Raw genomic sequence first — 12,647 nt, forward strand, 5'->3', positions numbered from 1 at the left:
AAAAATGATTAAAAAACTTGAAAGTCAAAATAGGTCAGTGTATACTATCAATATAAGGTCAAAATAGGTCAGTTACCCCCTATTCAGCCTTCAATTTTTTAACGAATTGGTCAAAGTTAGTCAAAATCAAATTGGAGGATTGATATTCATGTTATGTAGTAAATGTCAAACTAATCATGCAAACATTCAACTCCACTTAAATATTAATGGTCGTAAGCAGACCTTGCCTTTATGTTCTGAATGCTATCAAAAAGAAAAAGAAAAACTAAATGCTTCAATGCAAGGTCCAAGTGGATTTGAAGACTTATTCAAAAACTTTTCGATGCCGGAAAATAAATTTAATAATAATGTAAAAACAAAAACACCCAATAAAAACAATGGATTTCTTGATCATTTTGGCCGAAATCTTAATGATGCTGCAAAAGCAGGGTTAATCGATCCTGTCATTGGACGCGAAAAAGAAATTGATAGAGTCATAGAAATTTTAAATCGTAGAAATAAAAATAACCCAGTCTTAATTGGTGAGCCAGGTGTTGGTAAAACAGCCATTGCTGAAGGGCTTGCCTTAAAGATAATTGAGAGGGATGTTCCTGCAAAATTAAAAAATAAAGAGATTTACTTGCTTGATGTCGCTTCACTTGTCGCTAATACTGGTATACGTGGACAATTTGAGGAAAGAATGAAGCAGCTTATTACAGAGTTGCAAGAACGAAAAAACATATTATTGTTTATCGATGAAATTCATCTCATTGTTGGTGCTGGTTCAGCGGAAGGATCAATGGATGCTGGCAATATTTTAAAGCCAGCTCTTGCTAGAGGTGAGCTCCAAGTAATTGGCGCCACAACTCTTAAGGAATATAGACAAATTGAAAAAGATGCTGCCCTTGAAAGGCGTTTTCAACCTGTACAAGTTGGTGAACCCTCCAGTGAAAAAGCGATTGTAATCATACAAGGCTTGAAAGAAAAATATGAGAACTATCACCAAGTCAAGTATAGTGATGCTGCAATTAAGGCATGTGTCGAACTTTCAAGCAGATATATCCAAGATCGTTATTTACCTGATAAAGCGATTGATTTAATGGATGAAGCGGGATCGAAATTAAACTTAACAATGAAATCACCAAAATACGAAGATGTTCAGCAACGAATTGTAGAAATTGAACAAGAAAAACAAGCAGCTCTATCCAAAGAAAATTATGAACTTGCTGCAAAGCTTCGTGACGAGGAAGTAAATCTTGAAAAATCGTTAAATGATCATTCAAATAATGATAAGCCTATCGTAGAAGTTAGCCATATCCAAGAAATCATAGAATTTAAAACAGGAATTCCTGTTGGAAAGCTTCTAAGCGAAGAACAGAAAAAAATGAAGCACCTTGAGGAAAGCCTTGCTAAAAAGGTCATTGGGCAAGAAGAAGCCGTGAATAAGGTTTCCAAAGCAATACGTCGCAGCAGAGCGGGGCTTAAAGCGAAAAACCGTCCAATCGGTTCCTTCCTTTTTGTTGGTCCAACTGGAGTAGGTAAAACAGAATTGACGAAAAGCCTTGCCGAAGAGCTATTTGGAACGAAGGATTCATTAATTCGACTCGATATGAGTGAATATATGGAAAAACATAGTGTTTCAAAATTAATCGGCTCCCCTCCTGGTTATGTCGGTCATGAAGAAGCCGGACAATTAACAGAAAAAGTGCGCAGAAATCCATATAGCATTATTCTTTTGGATGAAATCGAAAAAGCACATCCAGATGTCCAGCATATGTTCCTGCAAATTCTTGAGGATGGACGCCTCACAGATAGTCAAGGAAGAACGGTAAGCTTTAAAGATACCGTCATTATAATGACAAGCAACGCCGGTACTGGTGGCGCCAAGCAAATCCATGTAGGCTTCGGTCAAAGTGATATTGTGAAAGAAACTAACATTCTTGATTCACTCGGCTCATTCTTTAAGCCGGAATTCTTGAATCGTTTTGATAGCATAATCGAATTTAATAACTTAGAAAAAGCTCATTTACTATCCATAGTTCAACTTCTCCTAAATGAGCTTGAGGAAGGTGTAAAGGAACAAGAAATTAAACTCGAAGTTACTGATGAGGTAAAAGAAAAGTTAGTTGAGTTAGGCTATCACCCTAACTTTGGAGCTCGTGCCCTTCGCAGGGTGATCCAAGAGCAATTAGAAGATAAAATTGCTGACTTTATCCTTGATCAGCCAGAAGAAAAGAATTTGCAAGCTAGGTTAACAAATAATGAGATTTTATTAGTAGCTGTTTCATAAGTGATTTAAAAAAACTGTCCGACCTTGAAGTGCACCCCAGAAGTTAGAGTCAAAATCTAACTTTTGGGGTGTTTTATTATGGTTAAATATGCAGATGACTTTAAGGTGATGGTGGTGCGGGAATACCTCGGGGGAACAATTGGATATAAGAGATTGGCGGAAAAGCACGATATAAAGTCAAAGAAACAGATCATTGATTGGGTAAACGTCTACAAGAAGTTTGGAATAGAGGGATTATTTCGGAAGAAAAGGCACGCAATTTATTCTGTTCAATTCAAGTTGGATGTATTAAGCTTTATGAAAAGGACAGGCGCTTCGCAGGCAGAAACGGCACTTCACTTCGGATTGACGAATCCTTCGATGATTGGCGATTGGAAGAAGAAATTCCTTGAAGGCGGTATTGAAGCCCTGGACAACCCGAAAGGACGGCCGGTCATGTCTGATAAAGCGAAGAGCAAGAACGCCAAGAAGAACCCGAAGCCAACACAACAGGATGAAATGACGCGTGAACAGAAGTTAGAACGGGAAAATGAACTCCTCCGTTTGGAGGTGGAATACCTAAAAAAGTTGCGAGCTTTTCAGATGGATCCGGACGGCTATCTCGAAAAGCACAAACAGCGCTATCATTCGAACTCAAAGAAGAATTCCGACTGAAGGATGTACTTCAGATTGTCGGCATTCCAGAGTCATCCTACCACTATCATGTAAAACAAATGAAACGGGAAAATCCTAACCAAGAGTTGGAGGAAACGATTCAATCCATTTTTGATGAGCACAACGAAAATTATGGTTATCGCAGAATTCAACTAGAATTGAAGAATCGTGGCATCATAGTGAATCACAAAAAGGTACAACGTATTATGCAAAAGCTAGGATTGAAAGGCAATAAGTTCACCCGGAAATCACGTAGTTATAGTTCGTACAAGGGGACCATCGGTACAGTGGTGAAAAACCGTATTCACCGCCGTTTCAATACTACAATTCCATGTCAGAAACTGACCACAGATATTACAGAATTCAAGTGTGCGGATGGCCTAAAGCTCTATCTAAGTCCAATGATGGATATGCATAATGGAGAGATTCTTTCGTATGGAATCGGTATGCGCCCGACGCTTGACTTTGTGATGAAACCCTTAGATGAAGCCCTTGACATCGTAAAGAACGCAAAATACCGGACTACCATTCACTCGGATCAAGGCTGGCATTACCAGCACGGAAAATGGGTTGCGACCCTAAAAAAACACAAAGTATTCCAGAGCATGTCACGGAAGGGGAACTGTCTGGACAACGCCCCCATGGAGAATTTCTTTGGATTACTGAAGCAGGAGATGTATTATGGCGAACCGCTGCGCACGTATGAGGAATTGAAACGGGCTATCGAGGCTTACATCCAGTATTACAACAACAAACGGATCAAACAAAAACTGGCTGGCATGAGTCCGGTTCAATACCGTCTTCACACCAGCCAACTAGCTGCGTAATATAAAACTCTAACTTATAGGGGGCACATCACCTTTTGGTCTGGACAGTTTTTTTGTTTACAGTAATGTTTCCGCTCCGTCAATGTAAATTTCAGATCCTGAAATATGATTTGAAGCATCAGTTGCCAAAAAGTGGATAAGATTGGCTACTTGTTCGGGTTGACCAGGTCCTTCCTCAAGCGGATGACTCCCTTTTGGATATTCCACAGGAATCTGCACTTTTTTAAGTTTTTCTTCATCCGGGTGTGTATTCTCTCCGATATTTGTTTCTATTGCTCCCGGACAAATAATATTCACCCTTATTTTATATTTAGCTAGCTCTAATGCCGCCATTTTTCCAAAGGCCATTTGCCCTGCCTTTGAACTGCTATACGCCGACATGCCGATTCCGGAAAATTTGCGGTTTCCATTGATTGAACTTGTAATAATGATACTGCCGCCATCCTTTTTCAAATGAGGGATTGAATACTTTACAGTTAAAAATGTACTTTTTAAATTTGTAGAAATTGTCTTGTCCCAGTCTTCTGGTGAAAAATCTTCGATTGGTGTAATAACTCCATTTATACCGGCGTTCGCAAATACAATATCAAGTCGTCCAAATTCTGACACTACATGATTGACTGCGTTTTTAACCCGCTCTGGATCAGATAAATCAACATCCATAATAATCGATTTTCCGCCAAATTGCTCAATTTCTTGCTTTACCTTTTCGGCTTTCTTTTCTTTAAGATCGAGAAGTCCAACCGATGCGCCCGACTTTGCAAGTCTAATTGCAGATGCGGCGCCAATCCCTGATCCAGCACCGGTTACAATAGCTACTTTATTTGTTAAGGACATTAAATGATCTTCCATCAGGTAACCCTCCTCTTTTTTCTTTGGACAGTTTACCCATTTATAATCATTCTAGTCTTTTAATTTCCGAACTTATAGGTAGGAGATCCTTTAATATTTGTTTTAACCTTAAATAAACCACCTGTATGAGGATATTCCTTTAATATTTCTTCGTCCAAACCTGTTCTCGCAGTTGTGATATACAACTCATCCATATTCTCGCCGCCAAAAACACATGAGGTTACTTGTTTTGCTGGAACAGAAATAGAATCCAGCATTTCTCCTGTATTCGGATTCCATCTTGTAACTCGGTAACCTCCCCAATGCGCAACCCAAATATTCCCCTCAACGTCAGATGTCATCCCGTCTGGTGCACCCATTCCTTCAGGAATTTCTACTGCCACACGCCTATTTGATATCTCGCCTGTTTCAAGATCATAATCAAATGCCGCTACTTGCATTGTTGGGGTATCAATATAATACATTGTCGTATAATTAGGGTTCCATGCGATTCCATTTGAACAAGTTATATTATCCACTACTTTCTTAACTTCTCCATTTGGATTAAGGACATAAAAGTTCCCTTTTCCTTGCTCGCCATCATAAGGCATTGTCCCAGCCCAAAACCTTCCTTTCGGGTCGCATTTCCCGTCATTAAAGCGATTGTTTGGTAAATGTTGTTCAGGGTCTGCAATCGCTGTCAACTTTTCAGAAGGTAATTCAATTTGATAAAATCCACTTTGCAGAACAGCAGCGAGGCCTCCACCCTTTTTTGGAACGACAGCACCAATATGCTCTTCCAATTGAATCATCCCTGTTTTGCCCGTAGATGGTTCATATGTATGAATTCGTTTACCAAGAATATCAACCCAGTATAAAACGTTAGATTCGGAATCCCAGGATGGTCCTTCTCCAAGCTCAGCTTTTGCATCTACAATTAATTCAACTTCATATCCCATTTCCTCCACCCTTTCAAATTGTTTTTACGAAAAAGCTCCGACTAAAAATTAGACGGAGTTGTTTCGATACACTTATTTGTTCATTAACTTTTTTAAGTTCTCAATATTTACTTTTGAGCTCTCCATCGGGTCGCCATCAAATTTTTCCTGTTCAATGATGAACCATCTTACATTGTTTTTTGTACCGACATTAAGCAAGCTTTCAATATCCAAGCTTCCAGAACCGATCTCAATGCTTCTCTTTTCCCCATTTTCTACGGTCATATCTTTAAGGTGAAGTGATACAACCCGGTCTCCGTAATTATTAATTATGTTCAATGGATCAAGATCAGCAAAGGTTGCCCAGTAGCAATCAAGTTCGATTTTTACTAAATCCGGATCGGAATTACCAAATAATAAATCGAATCCAGTTGAATCGCCAAACTTTTCAAATTCGAAGCTATGGTTATGATATGCAAATGTGAAGCCTTCTTCTTTACATGCTTGTCCAATTTTATTAAATTCTTCAGCTGTCCTTTTCCATGCATCCTCACTGTCTCGATATTGTGGGGCTATAGCTGGAATAATTAATAAGTCATTTCCAATTTCTCGATTGTATTTAAACGTTTCGATTAGCTGCACACCTTTAAAAGCGTCAAACATAATATGGCTGCCTGCGACAGTTATGCCTTTCTCATCGAGAACACTCTTTAATTCATGTGCTGGAGTATTAAAATAACCGGCAAATTGAATGGCATCATACCCCATATCAGCTACTTTTCGGACTGTTCCAAGGAAATCTTTTTCGGCCGCTTCCCTTACAGAATATAATTGTAATGCTGCTTTCCCCATTTGATCATTCCTTTCACATTTTATTTTTTCCTTAAATCTACTATTCGACCTTTAATAGCGTTAATCCTTTTTTAAAGCTACATTATTTAGCATAAGGAAGTGAATACTGCCTTGCATAACTGTTCGTAACAGTATGTCGATGTATTGGAACAGAATATCTCTTTTTTGTCTTCTGAAATAATTGATAATATTCGTTTAATAGAGTATCAAGTTCTTGGCTGCACTGAATGGTCTTGGGTGAATTTAATCCATAAACTTTTCCAAATAAACACATTTTCTCACGTTTTTCCTGAATTCTAATTAAAAATAGAGCTTTTTCTTTACTTCCACCATACATTTTATGTTCTCCCCCATATATTGACCTTAAAACTCAACTATGCCATTATCTCAACAATATTTGTAATTGTAAATGGATTCGCAAAATTAGACAATCTTTTTACAAGTTGTCACTATTTCTTAACATTTGACCAGAATATTTAGCATGCGTCATCTAATCGATAATGAACCGTAATGTTACTTCGGCTTAATTCGGGGTAAACTTACAGAGCAAGAACATACGCGTAAGCAACAAAAAATTAGCTAGGCGATGGTTGCTTGCGTTAGACAACTATGAAACTGGTGATTGTCATGGAAAAAAGAAATTACTATTTTGATAATGCAAAATTCATCTTGATATTTTTAGTCGTTTTCGGTCATTTAATCCAATCGTATATAGATTCTAATTCGTTTTTTTCCGCGCTATATAAATTACTGTACACCTTCCATATGCCCGCCTTTATTCTCATATCAGGTTTTTTCGCAAAAGGCATTTACGAAAAAGGCTATTTGAAGAAGATCACTAAAAAGTTAATCATTCCATATATCATTTTTCAAATCATATACTCCATTTTTTACTATATTTTATACAGTAAATCCATGTTAAAGATCGACATCTTAAATCCCCACTGGTCCCTTTGGTTTTTAATCAGTCTATTTTGCTGGAATATTATGCTGATTGCCTTCAATAAATTGAAGCCAATATACGCAGTTAGTTTGGCATTACTGATTGGCTTAATCGTTGGTTACGTCGATTGGATTTCCAATTTTCTTAGCCTTTCGAGAACCTTTGTATTTTTCCCATTTTTTATCGTTGGATATTATTTAAAAAAGGAGCATTTTAAGCTATTATCGCAATCCAGAACAAAAATAATGATGGCAGGTACAATTATAATTGTTGCTTTAGTGATCTTTGTTTTTCCGGAGTTAGATGAAAAGTGGTTATTAGGATCAAAACCTTATAGTTATTTAGAAACCTTTTCGGCCATTGGATTGATTAAAAGAATGGGCGTTTACACGATCAATTTCTTAATGATTGCAGGATTTTTTGCCTTCGTTCCAAAAAGAAAATTCTTTTTTACGAAATTGGGCAGGAATACGCTTTATGTGTATTTGCTTCATGGATTTATTATTCGAGCATTCAGAGGAAGTTCGATAGAATCCTATGTATACGATTCAAAAACACTTTTTATCTTGCTTTTCATATCGCTTTTACTCACGTTCCTGCTTTCTAGTAAAATTGTAATTACTGCAACTCAACCAATCATTGAATTAAAATGGTCAAGGTGGAAAAAATCATTCAGTCGTTTTAAAGAAAGCTTTAGTGAACCACGCGGGCAGAACGAATAACTGCCCGCGTTTGTGGTTTTTGGGAAAGTCTTGTAAAATAATAGGGATTATAGGACAAAGGCGGAAGCGTCTGTTCATCGACGTAAAAACTGCAGGGCCCAAGACTTGCGATAAAGGAAAAGGTCAAGAAGTTTTCTAGTCGACGGCTGCTTGCGCTAGTCGGGACAAAGGAGTATTAATTTTAAATGAAAATCATCGCAAGTACTTTGAATGCGAAATATATTCATACGAATTTGGCAATTCGCTGCTTAAAAGCTTATGCAGAACCAGATTATACAATAGAGCTTGCGGAATATACGATTAAAGATCCGACGCTTAATATTGTGACTGATTTATACAATAAAAAACCTGACGTGATCGGCTTTAGCTGCTATATATGGAATATTGTAGAAACGATTAAGGTAATTGAGATTTTACGTAAAATCATGCCTGATGTAAAAATTGTTCTAGGAGGGCCTGAAGTTTCGTATGACGTTATTCACTGGCTCAAAAGACTTCCGGAAATTGATTATATTGTAATGGGTGAAGGCGAGGAAACATTCAAACAGCTTTTAGATGAGATAAATGGCAGTTTGGAGCTAGAAAAGGTATTCGGAATTGGATATATGAAGGAAGGTAAACCGGTCATTAATCCAGTTCGCAATAAAATTGATTTACGTGAAATGCCTTCACCTTTTAGATTTCCAGAGGATATACCTCATTTGTCAAAGAGAGTCATTTACATTGAAACGAGTAGGGGCTGCCCATTTAGCTGTCAGTTTTGTCTTTCTTCTATAGAGGTTGGCGTCAGGTATTTTAATCGTGAAAAAATTAAAGAAGATATTAGATATTTGTTGGACAATGGTGCAAAAACAATTAAATTTGTCGACCGGACTTTTAATATAAGCAGAAGCTATGCGATGGAAATGTTCCAATTTTTAATTGATGAACGTCGGCCTGATTCCGTTTTTCAATTTGAAATTACGGGAGATATTATGAGACCGGAAGTAATCGAATTTTTAAATAAAGAAGCACCTGTAGGACTTTTCCGTTTCGAAATTGGTGTGCAATCGACTAACGATTTGACAAATGAACTTGTAAAAAGAAGGCAAAACTTTGAGAAATTAACGAGAACCGTAAGAATGGTTAAAGAAGGCGGTAAAATTCTGCAACATCTTGATTTAATCGCTGGACTTCCAGAAGAAAATTACGATTCTTTTCGGAAAACATTTAATGATGTATTTGAGCTTGAACCTGAGGAATTGCAATTAGGCTTTTTGAAAATGCTCCGTGGAACAGGTTTGAGAATTTCAGCTAAACACTTTGGATACACATATATGGATCATGCCCCGTACGAAATTTTAGGAAATAACGTCATTGATTTTGATGATATTATAAGGATAAAACAAGTGGAAGATGTGTTGGAAAAATACTGGAATGATCATAGAATGGACCGTTCAGTAAAATTTTTGACTTCACATAGCTTTGAAACTCCGTTTGATTTTTTCCAAGAATTTGGAACGTATTGGGAAAAGAAAAATTGGTCGCGCATTGGTCATCAGTTGGAAGATTTATTCACCCGACTTAAACAATTTCTTTCTGAAAATAATATAAAACATTCTGCATTGGCAGAGGGTTTAATGAAATATGATTATTTATTAAATAGACGCTATAAACCACGAAAAGCATGGTGGGATGATATTTTAGATAGAAAAACACGCTCAGAACTTTACGGTGCCATAATTAAAGAAGAGAGTATGATGAAAGAGCTAAAGCTAAACGAAAGAGAACTTTATAAACATACACAAATTGAAATGTTCCCTTTTTCCATTCAAGCATACCAACAAAGTGAAACATTCATTCCCGAATCTTCTTACGGGTTAATTTATTACGAACCGACTGATGGAAGTGCAACCATTTATCCATTGCAAGCTAAAGAAATCCACAAAAAAACCGGCAGCTAAGGGACTGTTTTTAAACAGTCCCCTCATGCCGGGTTTTTCTTTTATTATAAAAGTTCTTTTCGTAATTGCTCTGGCGATTTTGGTGAAAGCATTCCGACCGGAACGTCGAAAACTGTTTTAGCTCCAGACTGTCCTTCTGTGCTCATCTTATATGCAGCTCTTGCATAAGCAGTTAATACACTTGCAGTATATTCCGGGTTGCTATCTAGCTTTAAAGAAAACTCCATAATTTGCTTATTGCCTTCTCCGGTTTCCCCACTTCTAATGACAAATCCACCATGCATCATTTTTGAATGGTTTGCATGAAGTTCTTCTTCTGAAATAAAATTAACGACTGTTTGATAATCGGAAAAATAATGCGGCATTTCTTTAATTGTTTTTTCAATAACGGACAAATCCGCTCCATCTTCAGCTACAACAAAGCACTCCCTTAAATGCTTTTCTTTCGTTGATAATAAAGGATTTTCACCGTTTCTAACACGATTTACTGCTTCTTCAATCGGAATTGTATATTGGACAGCTGCCTTTACTCCTGCGACTCTTCTAACAGCATCGGAGTGTCCTTGACTTAAGCCTTTTCCCCAAAATGTGTATGTTTCACCCTCAGGCAAAATTGCTTCCCCAAGCATTCGATTTAGCGAAAACATACCTGGGTCCCATCCTACTGAAATAATACTGACCATACCAGAAGATTTTGCAACCTCATCCACAGCTGCAAAATAATCTGGGATTTTTGCGTGTGTATCAAAACTATCAATCGTATTAAAATGCGCTGCAAATGCTGGTCCTTGTTCAGGTAAGTCAGTTGCAGAACCGCCGCATAAAATCATTACATCAATTTCATTTTTATAATCTTGGGCTGATGCAATCGGAAGCACCTTTACCTTTGGATCTGCAACTATGACACTTGAAGGATCTCGTCTAGAGAAAACAGCTACAAGCTCCATATCAGGGTTTTGTTTTATCGCTGCTTCTACCCCTCTTCCTAAATTTCCATAACCAGTAATACCAATTCTAATTTTGTTTCCCATCTTAAACCCTCCTGTTGGCTATTAAAAAAAGCACAAGCGCTGCAGCTGGACAGCAAAAGGCTAAATTCTAAATATAGACTAAAAACTTTTTCTTTTTTACTTTAAAAAATCATGTTCATTTTAACTATCCAATAATGACTCTTTCTTTAGGATAATGGAAGTCTGGCTCCTTTTCGTTGTTTGTCATGATGAATAAAAAGGACAAAATGCCAATTCTTCCAATGAACATTAGTAAAATTAATACCGATTTTCCGAAACCAGACAAATCTGGCGTGATCCCCATCGATGCTCCACAAGTTCCAAATGCCGATGCCACTTCAAAAATAATAGAAATAAGGCTGGCATCCTCTGTTATAGATAATAATAATATCGACAAACCTGTCAATATAACTGCGAGCATTAACACAACTAAAGATTTTATCACATCATCTTGATGAATTTCTCGTTGAAACACTTTAATCGAGGATCGACCCCTTGCAAAGTGAAAAAGAAATAGGATGTTAAGTGCAAATGTTGTTGTCCGGATTCCCCCACCAACCGAACTTGGTGATGCTCCAATAAACATTAGAAAAGACAAAAAGAGAATGGTGGGTAAAGTTAACTGATTAACATCCAATGTAAGCAAGCCAGCACTCCTCATTGTCGTCGATTGAAATAAGGCATAGAAAAATGACTCATGCCAAGACTTTCCGACAAAAAAATGATTGAACTCAATCGCAACTATAACGACCGTGCCTATTATTAATAGTAAAAAGTATGTTGTAGTCGTGATTTTAGTAAATAAGCTAAAACGAAATCTTATTTTTGCATCTTTATGAAGTAAAAATCTTTTAATTTCAATCCAAACAGGAAAACCAATCGCACCTAAAATAATCAATATCATCGTGACAAATTGTACAAAATAATCTTTTGCAAATGGAATAAGTGATTGCCCAGTTATATCAAATCCTGCATTTGTCGTAGCACTTATTGAAGCGAATAACCCTTGTAATAATGCCTCCTGCCAGGTTGGAAAGTATTTTAAATAATATGTTCCGAGCACGAGAGCACCAAAAAGTTCTATCAACAAAATAATATAAATAATTTGTTTTAAAAGTGCAACTAAACCAGCAAGATTAAGTTGATTTTGATCCGTTCTAATTAATTGCCGGTGCATAAGCCCAACTTTTTTCCCTAATAATAGCCAGAAAAAAGTACTAATCGTCATTATTCCAATTCCACCTATTTGCAAAACAAACATAAGTAGAAAAATACCAGGCACCGTAAAAGTCTCAGAAATGTTCACTGTTGATAAACCTGTAACACTCACTGAACTTGCTGCTGTAAATATAGCATCCATGAATGACCATTTTGCATCCGGCTTTCTGGCAAACGGTAAACTTAAGAGGATTGCTGAAAAAGCAACGGTTAATACGTAATATGTAACTAGGATCCTAAAAGGCGTAAGCCTAGTCAACTTATGTTTCTTTAAGTGTTTCATGCCTATTATAATCCTCCCATGCAACATCCATTCTTTTATAATAATGAAAAAGCGATGTAATGAAAAGAAAAACATCCATTTTATTCATTTTCCATCATATACATTTTTCAGTTAATCGAGATGGATTTACCAGTTATGCTTTTTGTGTTTGAGTCCA

11 protein-coding genes are annotated in these 12,647 nt (G+C 37.0%); 5 read left to right on the forward strand and 6 right to left on the reverse strand.

What is annotated here, in order from left to right; translation table 11 throughout:
- Positions 1 to 148: 148 nt before the first annotated feature.
- The 3 genes from NQ185_RS04510 to NQ185_RS04520 all read left to right on the forward strand — a co-directional run bounded on the left by NQ185_RS04510 (position 149) and on the right by NQ185_RS04520 (position 3,750).
- On the forward strand, positions 149 to 2,269 hold the full coding sequence (locus NQ185_RS04510) for an ATP-dependent Clp protease ATP-binding subunit (protein ID WP_257580377.1): 2,121 nt from the start codon (positions 149 to 151) through the stop codon (positions 2,267 to 2,269).
- A 78-nt stretch (positions 2,270 to 2,347) separates the two neighbouring features.
- Positions 2,348 to 2,923, forward strand: coding sequence for a helix-turn-helix domain-containing protein (locus NQ185_RS04515; RefSeq protein ID WP_257580378.1), 576 nt, complete (start codon positions 2,348 to 2,350; stop codon positions 2,921 to 2,923).
- Positions 2,824 to 3,750: an IS3 family transposase gene (locus NQ185_RS04520; RefSeq protein WP_257580611.1), complete on the forward strand. Its 927-nt coding sequence runs from the start codon at positions 2,824 to 2,826 to the stop codon at positions 3,748 to 3,750. The genes NQ185_RS04515 and NQ185_RS04520 overlap by 100 nt, the downstream gene beginning before the upstream one ends.
- Positions 3,751 to 3,807: 57 nt before the next feature.
- Here NQ185_RS04520 and NQ185_RS04525 read toward each other — a convergent pair whose 3' ends face one another.
- The 4 genes from NQ185_RS04525 to NQ185_RS04540 form a co-directional block, all read right to left on the reverse strand.
- On the reverse strand, positions 3,808 to 4,587 hold the full coding sequence (locus tag NQ185_RS04525; protein ID WP_257580613.1) for an SDR family oxidoreductase: 780 nt from the start codon (positions 4,585 to 4,587) through the stop codon (positions 3,808 to 3,810).
- A gap of 74 nt (positions 4,588 to 4,661) precedes the next feature.
- Positions 4,662 to 5,540, reverse strand: a complete 879-nt coding sequence (locus tag NQ185_RS04530; RefSeq protein ID WP_257580379.1) for an SMP-30/gluconolactonase/LRE family protein — start codon at positions 5,538 to 5,540, stop codon at positions 4,662 to 4,664.
- A gap of 72 nt (positions 5,541 to 5,612) precedes the next feature.
- Positions 5,613 to 6,371 carry a sugar phosphate isomerase/epimerase family protein gene (locus NQ185_RS04535; RefSeq protein ID WP_257580380.1) on the reverse strand — a complete coding sequence of 253 codons (759 nt, stop codon included), beginning with the start codon at positions 6,369 to 6,371 and terminating at the stop codon, positions 5,613 to 5,615.
- Positions 6,372 to 6,453: 82 nt separating this feature from the next.
- Positions 6,454 to 6,708: an aspartyl-phosphate phosphatase Spo0E family protein gene (locus tag NQ185_RS04540; protein WP_257580382.1), complete on the reverse strand. Its 255-nt coding sequence runs from the start codon at positions 6,706 to 6,708 to the stop codon at positions 6,454 to 6,456.
- Positions 6,709 to 6,998: 290 nt separating this feature from the next.
- Between NQ185_RS04540 and NQ185_RS04545 the strand changes: the two genes are divergently transcribed.
- Complete coding sequence (locus NQ185_RS04545) at positions 6,999 to 8,036, forward strand: acyltransferase family protein (RefSeq protein WP_257580383.1); 1,038 nt, start codon at positions 6,999 to 7,001, stop codon at positions 8,034 to 8,036.
- Between the two features lie 185 nt (positions 8,037 to 8,221).
- A complete protein-coding gene (locus NQ185_RS04550; protein WP_257580384.1) occupies positions 8,222 to 9,979 on the forward strand; it encodes a B12-binding domain-containing radical SAM protein in 1,758 nt (585 codons plus the stop codon).
- Between the two features lie 44 nt (positions 9,980 to 10,023).
- Here the strand turns inward: NQ185_RS04550 and NQ185_RS04555 are convergent, their stop codons facing one another.
- Entirely contained in the window at positions 10,024 to 11,010 is a 987-nt protein-coding gene (locus NQ185_RS04555; protein ID WP_257580386.1) for a diaminopimelate dehydrogenase, read from the reverse strand.
- Positions 11,011 to 11,134: 124 nt separating this feature from the next.
- Complete coding sequence (locus NQ185_RS04560) at positions 11,135 to 12,517, reverse strand: TrkH family potassium uptake protein (protein ID WP_257580614.1); 1,383 nt, start codon at positions 12,515 to 12,517, stop codon at positions 11,135 to 11,137.
- Between the last annotated feature and the right edge of the window lie 130 nt (positions 12,518 to 12,647).

This window comes from Lederbergia panacisoli (genome assembly GCF_024626525.1).
GTDB lineage: Bacteria > Bacillota > Bacilli > Bacillales > Bacillaceae_C > Lederbergia > Lederbergia panacisoli.